Consider the following 21,036-nt stretch of genomic DNA (forward strand, 5'->3'; position numbering starts at 1 on the left):
CGGATCGGTCAGGCTCCCCACAAGCCAATACGACCATTATGCGATTCGACAAACTTACGACCAAGTTCCAACAAGCGCTGGCCGACGCGCAAAGTCTGGCCGCCCGCAACGACCATCCCTACATCGAACCCGTCCACGTGCTGTCCGCCCTGTTGTCGGATTCCGACAGCGGCGCGGGCAGTTTGCTGGCGCGTGCCGGCGTGGCGGTCAACCGCCTGGGTCCGGCCCTGGAGTCCGCCCTGAAGGGTTTGCCGCAGGTGCAGGGCGAAGACAACGTCCAGGTGGGCCGCGATCTGCAGGGCGTGCTGACCCGCACCGACAAGGAAGCCGCCCGCCGCGGCGACACCTACATCGCCAGCGAACTCTTCCTGCTGGCGCTGGCCGACGACAAGGGTGAAGCCGGCCGCATCCTGCGCGACGCGGGCCTGCAGAAAAAGGCCCTTGAAGCCGCGATCGACGCCGTGCGCGGCGGCGAGAACGTCTCGGGCGCGGAAGGCGAAGCCAACCGCGAAGCCCTGTCCAAATACACGCTGGACCTGACCGAGCGCGCCCGCCAGGGCAAGCTGGATCCGGTCATCGGCCGCGACGACGAGATCCGCCGCACCATCCAGATCCTGCAGCGCCGCACCAAGAACAATCCCGTGCTGATCGGCGAACCCGGCGTCGGCAAGACCGCCATCGTCGAAGGCCTGGCGCAGCGCATCGTCAACGATGAAGTGCCGGAAAGCCTGCGCGGCAAGCGCGTGCTGTCGCTGGACCTGGCCGCGCTGCTGGCGGGCGCCAAGTTCCGCGGTGAATTCGAAGAACGACTGAAGGCCGTGCTGAAAGAGCTGGGCCAGGACGACGGCCGCAACATCGTGTTCATCGACGAGCTGCACACCATGGTGGGCGCGGGCAAGGCCGAAGGCGCGATGGACGCGGGCAACATGCTCAAGCCGGCGCTCGCGCGCGGCGAGCTGCACTGCATCGGCGCCACCACGTTGGACGAATACCGCAAGTACATCGAGAAGGACGCGGCGCTTGAGCGGCGCTTCCAGAAGGTGCTGGTCGACGAACCCGATGTGGAGTCCACCATCGCCATTCTGCGCGGCCTGCAGGAACGCTACGAAATCCACCACGGTGTCGAGATCACCGACCCGGCCATCGTCGCGGCTGCCGAGCTGTCGCACCGCTACATCACGGACCGCTTCCTGCCGGACAAGGCCATCGACCTGATCGACGAGGCCGGTGCGCGCATCCGCATGGAGATCGACTCCAAGCCGGAAGTGATGGACAAGCTGGACCGTCGCATCATTCAGCTCAAGATCGAGCGCGAGGCCGTCAAGAAGGAAACGGACGACGCGTCCAAGCGCCGCCTGGGCGTCATCGAGGACGAGCTGCAGAAGCTGCAGCGGGAATACAACGACTTCGAGGAAATCTGGAAGGCCGAGAAGGCGGCGGTGCAAGGCACGCAAGCCATCAAGGAAGAGATCGACAGCGTGCGCGCCGAAATGGCTGAATTGCAGCGCAAGGGCCAATTCGACAAGCTGGCCGAGCTGCAATACGGCAAGCTGCCCGACCTTGAGGCACGCCTGAAGGCCGCCGAGGTGGGCGCCGCCGAGGCCGCTGAAAACGCCGAAGGCGACGAGTCGCGTCCGCGCCTCTTGCGCACGCGTGTCGGCGCCGAGGAAATCGCCGAAGTCGTGTCGCGCGCCACCGGCATTCCGGTGTCGAAGATGATGCAGGGCGAGCGCGAGAAGCTGCTGCACATGGAAGAGTTCCTGCACAAGCGCGTGGTGGGCCAGGACGAGGCCGTGCGCCTCGTGTCCGACGCCATCCGCCGTTCGCGTGCGGGTCTTGCGGATCCGGCCCGCCCGTATGGGTCGTTCCTGTTCCTGGGCCCCACCGGCGTGGGCAAGACCGAGCTGACGCGTGCGCTCGCCGAGTTCCTGTTCGACTCTGAAGAGCACATGATCCGCATCGACATGAGCGAGTTCATGGAGAAGCATTCGGTGGCGCGGCTGATCGGCGCGCCGCCGGGATACGTGGGCTACGAAGAGGGCGGCTACCTGACCGAGGCCGTGCGGCGCAAGCCTTACAGCGTGGTGCTGCTGGACGAAGTCGAAAAGGCGCACCCGGACGTGTTCAACGTGCTGCTGCAAGTGCTGGACGACGGCCGCCTGACCGATGGCCAGGGCCGCACCGTCGACTTCCGCAACACGGTGATCGTCATGACGTCGAACCTGGGTTCGCACCATATCCAGACGCTGGCCGGCCAGCCGTACGACGTGGTCAAGGAAGTGGTGTGGGACGAACTGAAGCAGACGCTGCGGCCCGAATTCCTGAACCGCATCGACGAAGTGGTGGTGTTCCATGGCCTGGAAGCGCAGCACATCGAGTCCATCGCCCGCATCCAGCTTCGCCGTCTGGGCGAACGCCTGGAAAAGCAGGAGATGCGGCTGGAAGTGACGGAACCGGCGCTGGCGGAACTGGCCCGCTCCGGCTTCGATCCGGTGTTTGGCGCGCGCCCCTTGAAGCGCGCGATCCAGCAGCAGATCGAGAACCCCGTGGCGCGCCTGATCCTGGAAGGCAGGTTCGGCCCGCGCGACGTGGTGCCGGTGGACTGGCAGGACGGCCAGTTCGTCTTCACCCGCACGTTGCAGTGATCGCGCTGCGATAAGCAAAATGCCCGGCTTATAAGCCGGGCATTTTCTTGCCTGCGCCGTGGCGCCGTAGCGCCGCCGCGCCGCCGCGCCGGAAAGATCGGCGCGGCACAGGGCAATCACATCACTTCGCGACCGTCACGAACACCGGGTTCGAGTAGAACCACAGGTCGTTGTAGTTGCGGGCATTGATCGCGTTGAAGCGCGCCGCGTTGTCGGCAAAATCGACCTTGGCGTCCGGCAGCGGTTCGCCCGCTGCGGTTTCGCCGGCCACGTCCACGCCAAGATTGGTGCCGCGCAGGCGCAGGTACTGGCTCTTGTCGGCGGTGATCGTGGTCGTGATGACGTTGTAGCCGTCCTCGTCCACCTTCCAGTCGGCCTTGGTGAAGCGGGCCAGCACGCGCGTCGTGGGGTTGGTGTCGGCGTCGTACTCCGGGGTGCCGGGCTCGGCGCGCTCGGTCACGTCGCCCACGATCAGGTCCACGTGGTTCACGGTGGGCTTGACGTAGGTCGGGTTGCCGCTTTCGATCGGGTACTCGTAGTTGTTGCGCTCGGGGCTGCGGAAGCGGATGGTGACCTCGACCGTTTCACCCTTGGCTGCCTGGAGTTCGCCGCCCATGTGCGCGGCGCCGGCCGCGCCCTTGGCCTGGAAGTCCAACGCGTCGATCAGGTCGCCGAAGACGCCGAACATGCGGCCGCTCTTCAGGCCCGTGACCACGGCCGCCATGTCGTCGCCGTCCTTCCAGACGTACGTCTTGGAGTATTCGCCGGGCGCGTAGCCGCTGCTGTACAGCCCTTGGCTGGTGCGGAAGTGGTAGTCCGAATCGGCCACGTTCCAGATGCGGCGGCCTTCGCCCAGCAACGCGTCCCACGTGCCGCCCAGGTGCGCGACCAGGTAATCGGCGCCGCCATAGGTGCGGTTGGGCAGGAAGGTGTTGGTGTAGGCGGTGGCGTAGCCGCCACGGTCCGGTTCCATCTGGTTGCCCACCATGCCTTCGATGGCGAAGAAGACGCTCGGGGCCAGGTCGTTCATCTCGCGCAGTTGGGCGATGGTGTACTTGCCCGCGTAGCGCGACGGGTGGTTCAGCAGCATGTAGCTGTCGGGGTACTTGTCGCGCAGCCACTTCAGCGCGGCCAGCGAGTCGGCGTGCGTGGTGTAGGCGCGCGTTTCGCCGGACAGGCGCGAGACCAACAGCGGGTCGAACAGGTTGGGGTCGCGATTGGTGAACAGGTATTCGAACTCGGCCACGGCCTCCAGCGACTTGGGCGACTGCGGATCGTTGTAGCCGATGCCGATGTTCACGTGGTCGTGCGTGGGCATGTCCCATTCGAACGACGAGAAGATGATCTTGCCGGCGTAGCGGCCAGCCGCTTGCGCCTGCTTGATGTAAGGCACTTCGTACTGCGCCATGCCTTGCGAGAAGGGAATCGATCCGCCGGGCAGGTTGACGCCGGTATGGTCGCGGGCGGACAGGCGCAGATGGTTCGAGATGGCGGCCCAGTCCAGCTTGTAGCGGTCGAACGCCTGATCCAGCGCGCTTTCCAGGCTGACCTGCGCGTCGTCCGACTGGAACGTGTGCACGTGCAGATCGCCCGTGGACCACGCGCCCGTTTCGACCGGCTTGGGTTGCTCTTCGGGTGGCGTGGGGTCGGTCACGACGGGCGGCGTCGGCGCGGGGGCGGCCGTCTCGTCATCGTCATCGCTGCCACCGCAAGCGCTCAACAGGGTCACGCAAGCCAGCGACAAGGGCATGATGGCTCGCCGCAGGCGGGATACTTCGAACTGCATCTAAAAACACTCCAACGTCATGTCGGCACGCAACACGCAATGCCGCAAAGCGCGCAACTATGCGGGCGGGGAATGACGTGGGAATGACAGTGGCGCGCCGGATGTGGTTTTCCGTGCGCCGGGCAGTTGCCTTCAGCAGTTATTTTTTCTTCGCTCGGGCTTCGGACAGCGCCTGCGTGATGATGGCGTTGGCCGTCCAGCGGACGACGTCGGTGACTTCGGGAAGGTCAAGCTTCCAGATGTCCTTGAGCACCAGGAACACTTCGGTGCCATACACCAGCGACAGCGCCTGCGCGACGCGGTCCTGCTGCGCGGGCGTCAGGTCGGCGGCCAGGGGCGCGATGGCGCGCCTGAGGATGTCGACGCGGTGGCCGCGCACCAGTTGCGGTTCGGCGCCCGCCTTGCCGGCGCTGGCCTGCGCATGCTGTTGCAGCGACACCTGAATGGCGGCGCGCAGCGGCGCCTCGTGCGCCGCCAGGCGCGGATACGCGAAGCGCAGCAATTCGTCGACCCGCGCTGCCGCGTCGGGCGCGTCGGAATTCCAGGCGAGGATGGGTCCCAGGCTTTCGTCCACCACGGCGGCGATCAGCGCGCTCTGGCTGGGAAAGTAGCGGTAGGCGGTGGCGCGCGAGACGTGCGCGTGTTCGGCCAGCTCGGCGACCGAAGGCGTGACGCCTTGCGCCATCAATTGCTGGGCGGCGTCGAGCAGGGTTTTGCGCATCCGGGCGCGCGGCCCGTGCGGGGGTTCGCCGCTGGCGGCCGCTTGCGGGCTGGCGGGGGCGATCAGCTTCGTGCCGGCCGCTGCCGAGGGCGCCTTGCGGGCAGGGGTTTCGGTTTGACGTGAGACAGGTGTCTCAGTATGATTCTTTCGTCTCATTTCTGGATTCTACTGGCCTTTGGCCTCACATATCGAGGCGCGCACGCAGTGTAGCCGCCCGCGGAGGAGTCATGACGCATACCAAGCAGCGGGTCTTTGTCGCCGCGACCTACGACACCAAGGGCCAAGAGGCCGAGTACGTGGCGGATCTGCTCCGGCGCGAGGGGCTGGACGTGGTGTCGGTGGATGTCTCGACCTCGGGCGCGCCCAGCGCCGCGCAGGTCTCGGCGCAAGAGGTCGCGCGCAGCCACCCGGAAGGCGCTGCGGCGGTCTTCACGGGCGACCGGGGCACGGCGATTGCGGCCATGGCCCTGGCGTTCGAGCGCTACGCCGCCGGCAACGCGGAAATCGGCGCGCTGCTGGGTCTGGGCGGTTCCGGCGGCACGGCGCTCATCACGCCGGCGATGCGCGCGCTGCCCATCGGCACGCCCAAGGTGATGGTGTCCACGATGGCGTCGGGCAATGTCGCGCCGTATGTGGGGCCGTCGGATATCGCGATGATGTATTCCGTGACCGACGTCGCGGGCCTGAACCGCATCTCGCGCCGCGTGCTGGCCAATGCGGCCGGCGCCATTGGCGGCGCGTTCCGTCAGGCGTCGGCCGCGGCGGCTGACGATGGCCGGCCGGCGGTGGGCATCACCATGTTCGGGGTCACGACCGCCTGCGTGCAGCAGGTCACGCCGCTTCTGGAATCGCAATTCGACTGCCTGGTGTTCCATGCCACGGGCACGGGCGGGCAGTCGATGGAAAAGCTGCTGGACAGCCGTCTGCTCGCGGGCGTGCTGGACCTGACCACTACTGAAGTCTGCGATCTGCTGTTCGGCGGGGTGCTGGCCTGCACCGATGACCGGTTCGGCGCGGTGGCGCGCACGGGCGCGCCGTATGTCGGGTCGTGCGGCGCGCTGGACATGGTGAACTTCGGCGCGATGGACACCGTGCCCGACCGCTACCGCAACCGCCGCTTCTATCCCCACAACCCGCAGGTCACGCTGATGCGCACCACCGCCGAGGAAAACACGCGGCAGGGTGAATGGATCGCCGACCGGCTGAACCGCTGCGACGGCCCGGTGCGCTTTTTGATCCCCGAGGGCGGCGTGTCCGCGCTGGATGCGCCGGGCCAGGCGTTCTGGGATCCGGAGGCCGACGCCGCGCTGTTTGCCGCGCTGGAGGCCAACCTGCGGCCGACGGCGGCCCGCCGCCTGATCCGCGTGCCTTGCCACATCAACGATCCGCTGTTCGCCAGGACGGCGGTCGACCACTTTCTTGAAATTGCCGCACATTGAAGGATTGCCGCCATGCCGCGCTTTGACCGTAACGAACTGCTGGACAAGTTTCGCGCCATGGTGCGCGCGCGCGCGCCCATCGTGGGCGGGGGCGCGGGAACCGGGCTGTCTGCCAAGTGCGAGGAAGCGGGCGGCATCGACCTCATCGTGATCTACAACTCGGGGCGCTATCGCATGGCCGGCCGCGGCTCGCTCGCGGGTCTGCTGGCGTACGGCAACGCCAACGAGATCGTCGTGGACATGGGCCGCGAAGTGCTGCCGGTGGTCAAGAAGACGCCGGTGCTGGCCGGCGTGAACGGCACCGACCCGTTCTGCGATTTCGACGTGTTCCTGGACGATCTGAAGCGCCAGGGCTTTGCCGGCGTGCAGAACTTTCCCACCGTCGGCCTCATCGACGGCAACTTCCGCGCGAATCTTGAAGAGACCGGCATGGGCTATGCGCTGGAAGTCGACATGATCCGTCTGGCGCACAAGAAGGGCATGCTGACGACGCCGTACGTCTTCAACGAGGACGACGCCGTGGCCATGGCGCGGGCGGGGGCGGATATCATCGTGGCGCACATGGGGCTGACCACCGGCGGGTCCATCGGCGCCGAGACCGCGCTGACGCTGGACGATTGCGTTGGCGCCATCGACCGTATTGCCGAGGCCGCGCTGGCGGTGCGCCCGGATATCATCGTGCTGTGCCACGGTGGCCCGATTGCGACGCCCGAGGATGCGGCCCACGTGCTGCGCGCGTGCAAGCATTGCCACGGGTTTTATGGCGCCAGCTCGATGGAGCGCCTGCCCACCGAGCAGGCCTTGACGGCCGCCACGCGCGAATTCAAGAACCTGACTTTCTGATCCGCATCGCTGCAGTTTTTCGCCTGATTCGACGCGCATTGCGTTTAACGGAGCCCATATGCCGCATACCGTACACATCACCGCTGTCATCCACGCGCCGCTGGACAAGGTCTGGCCGCTGTTCCGCGATTTCAACGGCCTTGGCGGTTGGCATCCTGGCGTCGCAGAGAGCCGGCTGGAAGAAGGCGGCCGCCATGACGCGGTGGGCTCGGTGCGGCATCTGACGCTCAGGCCGTCGGGGTTCGTGCGGGAGCAACTGCTGATGCTGGACGATCCGAATACCGAGTTGCGGTACTCGATCATCGAAACCGACCTGCCGATGCGTGATTATGTGGCGGGCGTGTCGCTGCGGCCGATTTCCGCGTCGAGGGTGCGCCGTTGAGCGATGTGGCAGCGGCGGTCGGGCAGAACGTGTTTGCGGCGGGATTGGCGGCGTTGGAGGAGAGGCTTCGGGCGGGTGATTGATGCCTTGCAGGACGGTGTCTGACACCCGGTTGAGATCGGAACGAGCTTGCGGCAGCACTTCAGGGGTGTCAGACACCTTGCAAGTTTTGCAGACGGTGTCCCGACGGTGTCTGACACCCTGTTGAGGCAGTGTCTCCCACGGTGTCTGACACCCTGGTGAGATTGGCTTGAGCTTGCGGCAGCGTACCTAGGGTGTCAGACACCTGATGGCCAGCGTAGCTAGGGTGTCAGACACCTGATGGCATTGGCGGCGCCGATCAGCGCGTGGTGACATCCGCACACCTAGTGCTTCTGCCGCGCAGCGGCCAGGCGGCGGCAGCCTGCTGGCAGTTGGGCCGTGCGCAGGTAGTCGTGGATTGACGCGATCAGCGCCTGTGCGGCCGGGCTGAGCGGATATTCCTTGTTGCGGATGATGCACAGCGTACGCACCACGGTGGGCCGCGCCAGCAGCGCGTAGGCCAGCCCCGGCTCCATCACGCGTTGCGCGGCCAGCGCCGGCAGCAGCGCCACGCCTATTCCTGCCTTGACCAGCGCCGCCTGCGATGTGGTGCTGGACGCCTCATAGAACGGCGCCGCCGCCTCGATCGGCAGATCGGCGCGGGCGCGCAGCAGCGCCATGATGCCCGTTTCATCCACCACGCCCACCAGCTTGCGGCCGGACAGGTCCGACCAGCGCATCGCGCCGTCGCGTCCCGGGCGCAGGGAGCCGTCGTCCTGCCGGTAGAGCACGCCGAAGCGGTCTTCCAGCAAGGCGTCGAATTGCAAGCCGGGGGCGTCGGCCCAGCGGCTGGTCAGACCGAAATCGACCTCGCGCGCGGCCACCTTGCGCTGGATGCGCCCGGAATTGTCGTCGCTGAGATAAAGCCGCACCGCCGGATACTGCGCCGCGAACACGGCGGCGGCGGGCGCGATGAGCTGCGTGATGGCCGACGGCGCGGCCGCCACGCCCACCCGTCCGCGTTCCAGCGCGCCGAAACGCACCACGTCCTCGATCACACCGTCGAAATCCGCCAGCAGCCGCATGACGCGCGGCAGGAATTCCTCGCCGGCCGGCGTCAGCAGCACGCGCCGGCTGGTGCGCGCAAAGAGCTGGGTGCCCAGCGCGTCTTCAAGCTGGCGCACCAGGCTGGTCACTGACGATTGCGTCTGGAACAGGCGCTTTGCGGCGTGCGTGAAGCTGGACTCCTGGGCCACCGCGACAAAGGCGGTCAGGTGCTTCAAGGTGACGTGCTTGGGCAGGCGATGCATTTCAAAACGCGATAGATGGATCAATAAAAACAATTTTTCCAGATTGATCGCGCGGACGATACTAGGTCCTTCACCAAGGCAGGAACAGCATGCAGGGGACTTTGGATCTGATCATCGAAGGCGGTTGGCTCATCGACGGGCTGGGCGGTCCGCGGCGGCGCGCCGACGTGGGCGTGGCGGGCGAGCGCATTGCGGCGATCGGCGACCTGTCGAAGGCGCCCGCGGCCAGGCGCGTGAACGCCGCCGGCAAGATCGTGGCGCCCGGCTTCATCGATGTGCATGGTCACGACGACCTGATGTTTGTGGAAAAGCCAGACCTGGCCTGGAAGACCAGCCAGGGCATCACCTCGGTCGTGGTGGGCAATTGCGGCGTCAGCGGCGCGCCCGCGCCGCTGCCGGGCAACACTGCGGCGGCGCTGGCGCTGTTGGGCGAGACGCCGCTTTTTGCCAGCATGACGCACTATTTCGACGAGCTGCGCGAGCGTCAGCCTGTCATCAACGTGGCCGCGCTGGTGGGCCACGCCAACCTGCGTCTTGCCGCGATGCGCGATCCCACCGCGCAGCCTACGCCCGACGAGCAAGCCGCCATGCAGCAGATGCTGGCCGAGGCGCTGGAGGCGGGCGCCGTGGGCTTCAGCACCGGTCTGGCCTATCAGCCGGGAGGGATGGCGCAGCCACCCGAACTGGAGGGGTTGGCGCGCGTGGCGGCGGCGCGCGGCGCGATGCACACGAGCCATATCCGCAACGAGGGCGACACGGTCGAGGCGGCTGTCGACGAGGTGCTGGCCATCGGCCGCAACACCGGCTGCGCCACTGTGCTGTCGCATCACAAGTGCATGATGCCGCGCAACTGGGGCAAGAGCGCCGCCACGCTCGCCAACATCGACCGCGCCCGCGCCGAGGGCGTGGACGTGGCGCTGGACATCTACCCGTATCCCGGCAGCTCCACCATCCTGATCCCGGAGCGCGCCGACACCATCGACGACATCCGCATCACGTGGTCGACGCCGCATCCTGAGTGCAACGGCGAGTACCTGAGCGACATCGCGGCGCGCTGGGGCTGCGACAAGACGACGGCGGCCGAACGCCTGTGTCCGGCCGGGGCGATCTATTTTGCGATGGACGAGAACGAAGTCCGCCGCATCTTTCAGCACGAATGCTGCATGGTCGGATCCGACGGTCTGCCCAACGACGCGCATCCGCATCCCCGGTTGTGGGGCAGCTTCACGCGGGTGCTGGGCCGGTATGTGCGCGAGGCGCAGCTCGTGACGCTGGAGGCGGCGGTGGCCAAGATGACCGCGTTGCCGGCCCGCGTCTTCGGGCTGGCGGACCGTGGCCGGGTTGCCGTGGGCGCGTGTGCGGACCTTGTCGTGTTCGACCCTGAGACAGTGATTGATCGCGCGACATGGGAAGCGCCGACGCTTGCATCTGCGGGCGTGGAGCACGTGCTCGTCAATGGCTCGCCCGTTTTTCCGGCCACGGCAGACATGCCGCGGCCCGGCCGCATTCTTTGCCGCGATCAGGCCGCGGCCCAACCCCTTCCATAACAACAGCCGTACCAGGAGATCCACCATCATGTTCCGCAAGACTTGCGCCGCCCTCGCGCTGGCCGCCTCGCTGCCGGCCGCCCACGCCGCCTTTCCCGACCGCCCCATCACGCTGATCGTGCCGTTCCCGGCGGGCGGCCCGACCGACATCGTCGGCCGCGTGGCCGCAGCCAAGGCGGGCGAGATCCTGGGCCAGCAGATCGTGGTGGAGAACCGCACCGGCGCGTCGGGCACCATCGGCATGACGGCCACCGCGCGCGCCAAGCCGGACGGCTACACCGTGGGTCTGGCCACCGTCAGCACGCACGGCACGGCGCCGCACCTGTTTCCCAACCTGGCCTATGACCCGGTCAAGGACTTCACGCCGATCAGCAATTTGGTGACCAGCCCCAACATCCTCAGCGTGAATCCGAACTTTCCGGCCAAGACGCTGGCCGAGTTCGTGACCCACGTGCGCGCCAATCCCGGCAAGGACGGCTACGCGAACGCGGGCGCGGGCGGCGTGAACGACCTGGGCATGATCTGGTTCCTGCAGATCATCGGCGGCAAGATGAACAGCATTTCGTATCGCGGTTCGGCGCCGGCGCTGACCGACACGGTGGGCGGCGTGGTGCCGGTGATCTTCGACAACTTCCCGTCGTCGCTGCCGTACGTGAAGAGCAATCACCTCAAACCGTTGGCGATTACCGGAACGGCGCGCAATCCGCGACTGCCGGACGTGCCGACCTTTGCCGAGCAGGGCTACAAGGACTACGACGTGACCGCCTGGTACGGCGTGGTGGGTCCGGCCAACATGCCGGCCGACGTGCGCGACAAGCTGGCGGACGCCTTTGCCCGAGCGGTGCGCGATCCGGCGACGGCGGCAAAGATGGAAGAGACGGGCGCGTTCCCGCTGGGCAACACGCCGGCGCAGTTCGGCGAGCAGATCAGCACCGAGCGCGATCGCTGGAAGACGGTGATCGAGCGCGCGCAGATCAAGCTGCAGTAAGGGCCTGCGACACGCAAAAGCGCTGGCGCGTCTTCAGTACACATCGCGCCGGTAGCGGCCTACATGCTGCAGGGCTTGCAGGCGGTCCGCGCCCAGGATGTCCTGCAGCGCGGCATCCACGCCGCCCGCCATGCCTTGCAGGCTGCCGCACACATACACGGCGGCGCCGGCGTCCATCCAGGCGCGCACGCCATCCGCTTGGTCGCGCAGGCAGTGCTGCACATAGCGGCGCTCGGCCTGATCGCGTGAAAATGCCGCATCCACGCGTTCCAATGTGCCGTCTTGCCGCCACGCGTCGATCTCGTCACCGCAGAACGCGTCGCAGGCGGCATTGCGCTCGCCAAAGACCAGCCAGTTGCGGCGGTGGCCGGCGGCGCGGCGCGCCTTGATCAGCGCGCGCAAGCCCGCAAGCCCGGTGCCGTTGCCGATCAGGATCAGCGGCCGGTCGTCAGCCGGCGGATGGAAATTGCGGTTCGTGCGCACGCGCAGGGCGATCTCGTCGCCGGTCTGCGCAACGTGCGTGAGCCAGCCGCTGCCCAGGCCCAGCGCGCCGTCCGCGCCTCGCATCTGGCGCACCAGCAGCTGGATGGCGCCGTCCTCGGGCAAGGAAGCGATGGAGTATTCGCGATGCGCCTGCAACGCGCCGCCGCGTTCGCGCCGGGGACCGATTTCGGCGATGTCGCCCGCCTGCCATGCGGCCGCGTCGTCAGCCGGCGGCGTCAGCGTCAGCAGGTAGCAAGGGCCGCCCTGGCTGCCGGGATTCAGCAGTGTCCGGCCGGCCAGGCGCCAGGTGTCGTAGACGGGCGCTTCCCAATCGGGCAAATCGCTGCGGCCGGCCAGCAGGCCCAGGTGATGCTGCCAATGGCGCAATGCGGCCGCGTCGTCGTTGTCGACTTCGACCAGATCAAATAGCGGCGTCGCGCCTTGCGCGTGCAGCCAGTCGTTCAACCGGTGGCCAAAGCCGCAAAACTGCGCGTATTCACTGTCGCCGAGCGCCAGGATGGCATACTGCACGCCCGCCAGCGCGGCGCCTTGCGGCGTCGCTTGCATCTGGCCGGCAAAGGCCGCGGCCGCATCGGGCGGGTCGCCCTCGCCGTAGGTGCTGACGACAAACAGCAATCGCCGGTACGCGGTCAGGCGTTGAAGGTCCAGTTGATCCAGCGAGGCGACGCGCACGGTCAAACCGCCGGCACGAAGAGAGTCGGCGGTCTGCACGGCCAGCGACTCGGCGTAGCCGGTCTGGCTGGCGTAGGCCACCAGCAGGGCGTCTTCGGACGCGGGTGCACTGAGCGCGTGCAGCGCCAGCGCGTGTTGCGCATGCTGGCGGCGGGCGCGTTGCCAGGCCCACAGGCACAGCAGCAGCCAGGCCAGCACCACGCACGTTGCCGCGATCAACCGGGTATGCAACATGAGCATTCAGGTGGCCAGGGCCAGGGCCTCGAATTGCGGCGTGGCCACAACGCGCCAGGCGTCCTCGCCACGCACGAGGAACAGCGCCGCCAGTGCATGGCGGCGCGCATAGGCCAGCCCCTCGGCTTCGCCCAGCACTGTCAGTACGGTGGCCAGCGCGTCGGCCTGCATGCAGACGGGGTGCAGCACCGTCACCGAGGCCACCGCGTTGCGCACCGGGTGGCCGGTGCGCGGGTCGATCGTGTGGGCGTAGCGCGCATCGCCGTCGCCGGCGTGGCGCCGGTAGTCGCCCGACGTGGCGATGCTGCAGTGGTTCAGCGGCAAGGCCAGCGCATGGTCGTCGCTGGCGTCGGGGACCTCGATGGCCACGCGCCAGGGTTGTCCGTCTGGACGCTTGCCGCGGGCGCGCAATTCGCCGCCGACTTCGACCAGATAATCGGTGATGCCCAAGGCATCCAGCGCCATCGCCGCGCGGTCCACGCCGTACCCCTTGGCGATGGACGACAGGTCCAGATAGACGCCGCCGGGCTGCCAGGCCGCGCGGCGGTCTTCGTCCAGCGGCACACGCCGCCAGCCGCAGCGATCACGCGCAGTCTGGATGGCGGCGGGCGAGGGCGGTTCGAAGGCGCGCTGGTGCGGCCCGAAACCCCAGGCGTTGACCAGCGGCCCCACGGTGGGATCGTAGGCGCCGCCGCTGTCCTCTGCCAGCGTCAGCGCATGACGCAGCACGTGGAAGAACTCGGGCGGCAGTGCCTGCCAGCCGGGCTCGGCCCGGTTGTAGCGCGTGATGTCCGAGTCCGCTTCCCAGGTGCTCATCTGCGCGACCACCTGGTCCAGCGCGGCCTGGATGCCTAGCCGTGCCGACGCTTCCGTCACGCCCGCGGGCAACGCGAGGCGCGCGGACCAGGTGGTGCCCATGGTGGCGCCGGCCAGCGCGGCCGGGCGTGCCGGCATCGTGCCATAGGCAACGCGAACGGCCGGCGCCGCCGCGTTGCGCGGTGCGAAGGAAGGGGAGGTCGCCACGCGCGCGCCTATGCCTTACGGTTGCAGCACTTCGACGGTGCCGGCGTACGACAGGCGGCGCTTCTTGGCCTGCGGCACCGTGACCTTGGCGTCTTCCATGCCGGCTTCGATCCAGTACAGGCCGGGCTGCGGCCACTTCACCGAGAACTTGCCGTCCTTGTCGGTCTTCAACTGGATTTCGCCGACCTTGTCGCGATAGCGGCTGCCGCCGGGCACCACGTTCACGTCCAGGTCCGCGGCGGGCTTGCCGTCCAGCAGCATCTGGAACGTGGCGGCTTCGTCCGTGAAGAGGTCGTTCGGGTGCGTCACGGGCGCCAGCTCCAGGCCGCGGCCCACAGGCTTGACGGCCGAGGGCTTGCCAGCAGTGACGAAGGTCTCGACGCGGCCCAGGCTTTGCGAGACTTCAAGCTCGTCGGCCTTGGCCGGCACGGCCTGCGCCATGCCCTCGACCTTGCCGAAGTAGCGCTTGTTCTTGCCGTCTTCCTTCCAGCGTGCGAACACGCCGTCGTTGACCACGGCAACGCGGTAGGTGCCGGCTTGCTTCAACTGCAGGTCGAACGTGCTGCGCAGCTTGCCGCGGTTGATGTTCTCGGCTTCGGCGGCATTGCCGTCCGGCGCGGTGACGGTCAGGCCGTCCAGGCGCAGCGGCGCGTGGTTGAAGTAGAACTTGTCGTTGCCGACCGCGGCGTCCACGGTGATCCAGCTGTCGGTGCCCGACAGCACCGTCGAGGACGGCACGATCCAGACGTCATGGGCGTGAGCGGCGAAGGGCAGGCACAGCGCCAGGGCGGCGGCCAGTTTGGCGGCGGATTTCATCGTTGCGTTCCTTGCGTTTCTAAAGGGGCTCGTCACGAGGCCGATCAAGGTTTGAGGTCGAGCGCGATGGCGCCCAGTTCGTGTTCGCCGCGCGCGCTCAGCTGCTCGGCCTTTTGCGGCGGCCATTGGAAGGGGATGCGCACCAGTTCGCGGCCGCCGACTTCGCGTGCGGCCTCGATCACCACCGCGTACTGGCCGGGCTTGAGCTGCGCGAGCGGCTTGCTGGCCGCGTCAAACGACAGCGCATGCTTGCCCACGGGCTTGGTCGCGCCGCTGACGCCATCCACCGGGAACTGCTGATTGCGGCCGCTGCGGCGCCACCACTGGCGCATGTCCTTGAGCCACTCGGTGCCTTCGTTGTTCTTCTTGGCCACGTCGTACCAGACGGCCAGGTCGGTGGCCACGCTCTGGTCGGGGTTTTCGATCCAGATCGCCACGTACGGGCGGTGGTATTCGGCCACGTCCAGACGCGGCACCTCGATGGACAGGCCGATGTCTGCGGCATGGGCCGTTCGGGCGATCAGGCCGGCGAGCAGCGCCGGCAACAGCAACTTGCGCATGGAAATCTCCAGGGCGTATCGATGGAATCAGTGAATGAAAAGCAGCGCCAGCACCAGCGGAATCACAACGCCCAGCCCGACCATCGGCCAGGTTGCGCTGCGGTTGCCGGCGTGCATCTTGAGCAGCACCAGTCCGGTCAGCGAGAAGACCAGACAGGCGACGGCGAAGATGTCCAGGAACCAGCTCCACGCCAGCCCCGTGTTGCGGCCCTTGTGCAGGTCGTTCAGGTAGGAGACCCAGCCGCGGTCGGTGCGCTCGTATTCGATGTCGCCGCTGGCGCGGTCGATGGACAGCCAGGCATCGCCGCCCGCGCGGGGCAGCGACAGGTAGACCTCGTCGGGCGACCACTCGGCGGTCTTGCCGGTTGTCGAGGCGTCGAGCGTTTCGTCCAGCCACGCGGCGACCGGTGCAGGCAAGGGCGCCTTTTTTGCCGTGGGCGCGGCAGCGAGCTGCTTCAGGATGGCATCGGGCAGACGGGCCTCGCGGCTGGTCACCACGGCCTTCGATTCGATGTGCGACGCGTTGTTCAGCGTCAGCCCCGTCACCGCGAACAACAGCATCCCCAGCAGGCAGAGCGCGGAGCTGATCCAGTGCCACTGATGCAGTGTCTTGAGCCAGTAGGCGCGGCGGCGGGGAGCGGGTTGGGTGTCCATGGAATGTCGGGCGGGAAGCGGCCGGATTCTAACATTTAATGAGAATTACTCTTAAAAAAGCAGGCCCTTTTTGCGCGCGGAAATTTCAATCGATTTCGGCGGAAAGCGCCTTTTTAACGGCAGCTGAACGCACGCTGAACGATGCGTTCGCCGATTGGCGGGACTAAGATAGGCCACCCTTTGCAAACACCGGAGGTCGTCATGCTGCAACAGCAAGTCGTGGATCAAATCGGTCGTCATTGGGGATGGGTGGCGCTTCGCGGCGTCGTCGCCATCCTGTTCGGGTTCATGGCCATGTTCATGCCGGCCATCACCTTGTCGGCGCTGGTGTTGGTATGGGGCGCTTTCGCGCTGGTGGACGGGGTGCTGGCGCTGATCGCCGGATTCCGCATCCGGGACAACGGCAAACCGCTGTGGGCGCTGATCATCGTGGGTCTGCTGGGCGTGGCGGCGGGGATCGTCACCTTCCTGTGGCCGGGGCTGACCGCGCTGATCCTGCTCTACATCATCGCCATCTGGGCGATCGTGGCGGGCGTGTTCCAGATCATCGCCGCCGTGCGCTTTCGCAAGGCCATCCGCAATGAATGGCTGCTGGGCCTTTCCGGGCTGGTGTCTGTGGCCTTCGGCGCCATGCTGGTCATGCAGCCGGGTGCAGGCGCCTTGGCGCTGGTGTGGGTGATCGGGATCTATGCCGTGTTCTTCGGCATACTGCTGCTGGTCTTTTCCCTGCGTCTCAAACAACACGGCACCGTCTGAACTCCATGTCCGCCTATCAAACGCTGGTTCCCCTGAATTTCCTGGCCGTCGGCCTGGGCGCGATCCTTGGCGCGTGGTCCCGCTGGCTGGTCGGCCTGTGGCTGAATGCGGGTTCGTGGCCGTGGGGCACGCTGGCGGTGAATCTGGCGGGCGGCTATCTGGTGGGCGTGGTGCTGGCGCTGGTGGCCGGGCATCCCGAGTGGCCCGCGTGGGTGCGGCTGGGCGCGATTACCGGTTTCATGGGCGGGCTGACCACGTTCTCGACCTTTTCGGCCGAGACCGTCGCGATGCTGGAGCGTGGGGCGTATGTCAGCGCGCTGGGCTATGCCGGTTTCAGTCTGGCCGGGTCGCTGGCGCTGACGGCGGCGGGGCTGGCCACGGTCAGTCTGCTGCGCTAGGCGCGTCGACGCGTGTGCCTCATCAGGCCTCGCCAGTACGCGTGGCGACCGCGGCGGGCAGCCACGTCGGTTGGCCGGGCATGTCGTGCGCCTGCATGTTCATGCGGTATTCGTAGCGGTCGGGCCGGTAACGGGCATGCAGCCATTCCACCGGCCGGCCGGACTCGTCGCGCACCACGCGGTGCAGGCTGAGCAGGGCCGATCCCACCGGCACGTCCAGCAGTTCGGCGATGCCGGGCTCGGCCAGCACGGCGGATATCGACTGTTCGGCGCGCGCCACGCGCACGCCCAGGTCGCGGAAGATGGCCAGGAGCGGCTTGGCGTCCAGGTCCTGGCGGCGGATGCGCTGGCCGATGTCGTCCGGCACGAATGTGGTCAGGTGGGAAAACGGCTCGCCTTCGTGGCTGCGCACGCGCACGGCGCGTTGCACGGGCGTGCCCGGCGGCAGTTCCAGGCGCGCCGCCACCAGCGGCGTGGCGGGCGCGGTTTCCAGTTCCAGCAGGCGCACCTGCGTGTGCATGCCCATGCGGGCCAGGTGCGCCATCAGCGCGTCCATGCCCGCGCCGTGCTGCGGGGCCGGAAACTGCGCCGGCGCGGCCGCGAACGTGCCGCGTCCCTGCCGCCGCTCGATGAGTCCATCGGCCGCCAAGGCATCGAGCGAGCGCCGTATCGTCAGCCGGGACACGCCGAATTCGGCGGCCAGCGCGTTTTCGCCGGGCATTGCCCTGTCCGTGGCGAACCCGCCCGCTTCCAGCCGTTGCTTCAGCAGCAGGTAGACCTTGTGATAAAGCGGCAGCGGGCTGTCTGGCACGGTGGGGCTCCTGGTTGAGGTTCAGTCGACGGTCGCGCCGGTGAACTTGACGATCTCGGCATAGCGGGCGATGTCCTGGCGCACGAAGACGCCCAGTTCCTCGGGGCTGCTGCTGACCGCGCTGGCGGCCTCGCCCTCGAGCAGCTTGCGGAACGACGGCGTATCGACCGCCTTGCGCGCCGCGGCGTTCAGCGCCGCCAGCTTGTCGGCCGGCATCTTGGCCGGACCGAACAGCGCGAACCACGCGTTCGATTCGAAACCCTTGATGGTATCGCCGATGGGCGGCACGCCGGGAAACTGCGGCAGCGCCTGCGGACTGGTGACCCCCAGCGCCCGCAGTGCGCCGCTCTTGATGTGCGGCAGCGCGTTCAGCGAACTGGCGAACATCATGTCCACCTGTCCGCCCAGCAGGTCGGTGATGGCCGGCGCCGTGCCTTTGTAAGGCACGTTCAGGATGTCCAGGCCCGCCATCATCTTCATGCGCTCGCCCGCCATGTGCAGCGACGAGCCGATCGCGCCCAGCGCCATCGTGTGCTTACCCGGGCTGGCTTTGACCAGCGAGACGAACTCCGGCATGGTGCGCGCCGGGAAGTCCTTGCGCACGACCAGCACGCTGGGCACGTTGGCCAGCATGCTGATCGGCGTGAAATCGGCCACGGGGTCGAACGGCAGGTTCCGGTACAGCGTGGCGTTGATGGAGAAGCTGGTGAAGGTGACCAGCAAGGTGTTGCCGTCGGGATTGCTCTTGGCGACATAATCGGCGGCGATGTTGCCGCCCGCGCCGGGCTTGTTTTCGACGACCACTGGGCGCTTCAAATCCACCGACATGTGCTGCGCGATGCTGCGCGCCACGGTGTCGGTGGTGCCGCCCGGCGGCGCGCCGACGACCAATCTGATGGCGTCCGCCTGCGCGAGGGCGGGGGCAGTTGGCATGGCAAATACGGCCAGCAGCGCGCAGCGCGCGGCGATCCGATGCAGTCCCGGCATGAGTTGTCTCCTGATATGTTGTATTGAGGACAATACAAGTATAGGGAGACCGTTTCCGGCGCGCCAGATCGTTTCCCCGTAGAAATGCGTCAATGGCCCGGCGCACCCGCCGCCTTCGCGTACTCCACGATGGCGATGTCCCGGAACGCCTGGATCAGCGCCAGGCGCGGCGACACGCGCGACCAGATCAGGCCGAAGCGGCGCGGTTCGCAGTGCGCGGGCAGCGGCAGGGCGAGCAGGCCCAGCCGTTCGATCGTGCCGTTGGTGGACCGGGGCAGGATCGCCACGCCCAGATCCCGGCTCACCATGACCGCAATGGATTCGATCGCGTTAAGTTCGAACCGGTCCCGCGGCGTGATGCCGACGCGGCGCAGATACTCGTCGACATGTCGTCCGCTCCAGTCGTTGCGCTGGTAGCGGATGAACGGCTCCGCCGTCAGCAGGCTGTGCGGATGCCGGCCCACGTGGCGCGGCGCTGCCGCCAGCACGTAGGGTTCCTCGCGCAGCAACTGCCAGCCCAGGCTTTTGGACAGGGGGTAGGGCGCCTCCAGCGCAATGGCCGCATCGAGTTCGCCGCTTTCGATGGCGGGATAGAAGCGAGCGCTGTGCCCGGGCTGGATTTCCACGCTGATCAGCGGATGGCGTCCGACCAGGTGTTCAAGAATGGCCGGCACCATGGAGTTCAGCGCCGTGTTGCCGGCGCCCAGCCGAAGCTCGCCCATCATCTCGCCCGAGCGCGCCAGGTAGCGGATCTTCTCGATGCGCTCCAGGACCTCGCGCATCGGTTCGATCAGCTCGATTGCCTTGGCGGTCAGGTGCACGGTGCGGCCGGCCCGCGCGACCAGCGGCACGCCCAGCTCCTGCTCCAGCTTGCGTATCTGCTGCGCGACGGCGCCGTGCGTGAGTCCCAGGCGGCGAGCGGCCTCGGCCATGGAGCCGTGTTGCGCCACGGCGGATAGCGTGTGTAGAAAGTCGGTGTTCATGATGATAGGGATTCTATCTTCTTATCGTATGGCGGCTTTCCCCTGGCGGCCGGTCGCGCGGTCACAATGCGGCCAGGAGACCACAATGAGAAGCAAGCTTTTCGTGCCGGCGTCACGACCGGAACTATTCGACAAAGCCATGGCCAGCGAAGCCGATGCGCTGTCCTTCGATCTGGAGGACGCCGTCGCGCCGGCGCGCAAGCCGGCCGCGCGCGCGGAGTTGGCCGCCTGGCTCGGGTCGCCTGCCTTTCAGGAAGCGCAGGCCCAACATCCCAAGAAAATTATCGTCCGCGTCAATGCGTCGGACACGCCGTATTTCGCTGACGACCTGGACGCGCTGGGACGTTCGCCGATCGACATGCTGAATCTGCCCAAGGTCGAGTCGGCGGATGCGCTGCGCGACGCCGCGGACCGCGCCGCCCAGGCCGGCTTCGACGGCGAGCTGCTGATCACGGTCGAAACCCCACTGGCGCTGGCCCGCGCGGCCGAGCTGGCGGCGGCGCACCCGCGCGTCGCGGGCCTGCAATTGGGGCTGGCCGATCTGTTCGAGCCCCTGGGGATCGACCGCTACCACCCCGAGACCCTGCGCGCCGTGATGCTGGCGTTGCGACTCGGCGCCGGCGCCGCGGGCAAGTACGCCATGGACGCCGCCTATGCCCGCGTGCGCGACGGCGAGGGCTTCCAGGCCGAGGCGCAACTGGCGCGCTCGCTGGGTTTCCTGGGCAAATCCTGCGTGCATCCCAGCCAGATCGCCATCGCCAACGCCGTGTTCGGGTTCAGCGCCGAAGAGATCGACGCGGCCGAACGGATCGTCGCGGCAAGCCAGGCGCAGGAAGGGGTAGGCGCCTTTCTGCTGGACGGCAAGATGATCGACGCGCCCTTCGTGCGGCGCGCCCGCGACGTCCTGCTGGCGGCCGGCCGGGCCGCCTGAAACGGCCTGCGCTATTCGCGGCCGC

At 67.5% G+C, this 21,036-nt stretch carries 19 protein-coding genes and 1 pseudogene; 9 read left to right on the top strand and 11 right to left on the bottom strand.

The features are described 5' to 3' along the window. Positions 1 to 38: 38 nt before the first annotated feature. Positions 39 to 2,645: an ATP-dependent chaperone ClpB gene (clpB, locus tag RT697_RS16880; RefSeq protein WP_313700387.1), complete on the top strand. Its 2,607-nt coding sequence runs from the start codon at positions 39 to 41 to the stop codon at positions 2,643 to 2,645. Between the two features lie 121 nt (positions 2,646 to 2,766). Here clpB and RT697_RS16885 read toward each other — a convergent pair whose 3' ends face one another. Together RT697_RS16885 and RT697_RS16890 are read right to left on the bottom strand one after the other, a co-directional pair. Beyond that, entirely contained in the window at positions 2,767 to 4,431 is a 1,665-nt protein-coding gene (locus RT697_RS16885) for an S-layer protein (RefSeq protein ID WP_313700389.1), read from the bottom strand. 139 nt (positions 4,432 to 4,570) lie between these two features. Continuing rightward, a complete protein-coding gene (locus tag RT697_RS16890) occupies positions 4,571 to 5,218 on the bottom strand; it encodes a TetR/AcrR family transcriptional regulator (RefSeq protein WP_312428832.1) in 648 nt (215 codons plus the stop codon). A 161-nt stretch (positions 5,219 to 5,379) separates the two neighbouring features. On the opposite strand from RT697_RS16890, the gene RT697_RS16895 reads away from it, so the two are divergent. The 3 genes and pseudogenes from RT697_RS16895 to RT697_RS16905 all read left to right on the top strand — a co-directional run bounded on the left by RT697_RS16895 (position 5,380) and on the right by RT697_RS16905 (position 7,899). Further along, positions 5,380 to 6,591, top strand: a complete 1,212-nt coding sequence (locus tag RT697_RS16895; protein WP_313700390.1) for a Tm-1-like ATP-binding domain-containing protein — start codon at positions 5,380 to 5,382, stop codon at positions 6,589 to 6,591. Between the two features lie 12 nt (positions 6,592 to 6,603). After that, on the top strand, positions 6,604 to 7,434 hold the full coding sequence (locus RT697_RS16900; protein WP_313700391.1) for a phosphoenolpyruvate hydrolase family protein: 831 nt from the start codon (positions 6,604 to 6,606) through the stop codon (positions 7,432 to 7,434). Positions 7,435 to 7,492: 58 nt separating this feature from the next. Next, a pseudogene (locus RT697_RS16905) lies at positions 7,493 to 7,899 on the top strand (SRPBCC family protein). 282 nt (positions 7,900 to 8,181) lie between these two features. Here the strand turns inward: RT697_RS16905 and RT697_RS16910 are convergent. Next, positions 8,182 to 9,147 (bottom strand): LysR family transcriptional regulator, encoded by a 966-nt coding sequence (locus RT697_RS16910; RefSeq protein ID WP_313700392.1) that lies wholly within the window; start codon positions 9,145 to 9,147, stop codon positions 8,182 to 8,184. A gap of 89 nt (positions 9,148 to 9,236) precedes the next feature. Here RT697_RS16910 and RT697_RS16915 point away from each other — a divergent pair, with 89 nt between their 5' ends. Both RT697_RS16915 and RT697_RS16920 read left to right on the top strand, forming a co-directional pair. Then, positions 9,237 to 10,694, top strand: a complete 1,458-nt coding sequence (locus RT697_RS16915) for a D-aminoacylase (RefSeq protein WP_313700394.1) — start codon at positions 9,237 to 9,239, stop codon at positions 10,692 to 10,694. Positions 10,695 to 10,722: 28 nt separating this feature from the next. Beyond that, on the top strand, positions 10,723 to 11,682 hold the full coding sequence (locus RT697_RS16920; RefSeq protein ID WP_313700396.1) for a tripartite tricarboxylate transporter substrate binding protein BugE: 960 nt from the start codon (positions 10,723 to 10,725) through the stop codon (positions 11,680 to 11,682). A gap of 33 nt (positions 11,683 to 11,715) precedes the next feature. Here RT697_RS16920 and RT697_RS16925 read toward each other — a convergent pair whose 3' ends face one another. The 5 genes from RT697_RS16925 to RT697_RS16945 are packed head-to-tail and all read right to left on the bottom strand — an operon-like array spanning position 11,716 to position 16,145. Continuing rightward, entirely contained in the window at positions 11,716 to 13,092 is a 1,377-nt protein-coding gene (locus RT697_RS16925; protein WP_313700398.1) for a sulfite reductase subunit alpha, read from the bottom strand. 6 nt (positions 13,093 to 13,098) lie between these two features. Next, on the bottom strand, positions 13,099 to 14,115 hold the full coding sequence (locus RT697_RS16930; RefSeq protein WP_409517450.1) for an FAD:protein FMN transferase: 1,017 nt from the start codon (positions 14,113 to 14,115) through the stop codon (positions 13,099 to 13,101). Between the two features lie 15 nt (positions 14,116 to 14,130). Beyond that, positions 14,131 to 14,931, bottom strand: coding sequence for a DUF4198 domain-containing protein (locus tag RT697_RS16935; RefSeq protein ID WP_313700399.1), 801 nt, complete (start codon positions 14,929 to 14,931; stop codon positions 14,131 to 14,133). 44 nt (positions 14,932 to 14,975) lie between these two features. Next, positions 14,976 to 15,491 carry a DUF2271 domain-containing protein gene (locus tag RT697_RS16940; RefSeq protein WP_313700401.1) on the bottom strand — a complete coding sequence of 172 codons (516 nt, stop codon included), beginning with the start codon at positions 15,489 to 15,491 and terminating at the stop codon, positions 14,976 to 14,978. 27 nt (positions 15,492 to 15,518) lie between these two features. After that, entirely contained in the window at positions 15,519 to 16,145 is a 627-nt protein-coding gene (locus tag RT697_RS16945) for a PepSY-associated TM helix domain-containing protein (protein ID WP_313700402.1), read from the bottom strand. Between the two features lie 201 nt (positions 16,146 to 16,346). Here RT697_RS16945 and RT697_RS16950 point away from each other — a divergent pair, with 201 nt between their 5' ends. Both RT697_RS16950 and RT697_RS16955 read left to right on the top strand, forming a co-directional pair. Then, the gene (locus tag RT697_RS16950) at positions 16,347 to 16,901 is read left to right on the top strand and encodes an HdeD family acid-resistance protein (protein ID WP_056562763.1); all 555 of its coding nucleotides are present in this window, start codon (positions 16,347 to 16,349) and stop codon (positions 16,899 to 16,901) included. 5 nt (positions 16,902 to 16,906) lie between these two features. Then, positions 16,907 to 17,299, top strand: a complete 393-nt coding sequence (locus RT697_RS16955) for a fluoride efflux transporter CrcB (protein ID WP_175123518.1) — start codon at positions 16,907 to 16,909, stop codon at positions 17,297 to 17,299. A 22-nt stretch (positions 17,300 to 17,321) separates the two neighbouring features. On the opposite strand, the gene RT697_RS16960 is transcribed toward RT697_RS16955, so the two are convergent. From RT697_RS16960 to RT697_RS16970, 3 genes are all read right to left on the bottom strand, one after another. Continuing rightward, entirely contained in the window at positions 17,322 to 18,110 is a 789-nt protein-coding gene (locus RT697_RS16960; RefSeq protein ID WP_313700404.1) for a GntR family transcriptional regulator, read from the bottom strand. A 21-nt stretch (positions 18,111 to 18,131) separates the two neighbouring features. Continuing rightward, positions 18,132 to 19,097: a tripartite tricarboxylate transporter substrate binding protein gene (locus RT697_RS16965; RefSeq protein WP_313700406.1), complete on the bottom strand. Its 966-nt coding sequence runs from the start codon at positions 19,095 to 19,097 to the stop codon at positions 18,132 to 18,134. An 89-nt stretch (positions 19,098 to 19,186) separates the two neighbouring features. Beyond that, positions 19,187 to 20,080, bottom strand: a complete 894-nt coding sequence (locus RT697_RS16970) for a LysR family transcriptional regulator (protein ID WP_313700408.1) — start codon at positions 20,078 to 20,080, stop codon at positions 19,187 to 19,189. Positions 20,081 to 20,165: 85 nt separating this feature from the next. Here RT697_RS16970 and RT697_RS16975 point away from each other — a divergent pair, with 85 nt between their 5' ends. Beyond that, entirely contained in the window at positions 20,166 to 21,011 is an 846-nt protein-coding gene (locus RT697_RS16975) for a CoA ester lyase (RefSeq protein WP_313700410.1), read from the top strand. Positions 21,012 to 21,036: the final 25 nt, after the last annotated feature.

It is taken from the genome of Achromobacter sp. (assembly GCF_032113835.1).
In the GTDB taxonomy this organism is placed as follows: Bacteria; Pseudomonadota; Gammaproteobacteria; order Burkholderiales; family Burkholderiaceae_B; genus Achromobacter.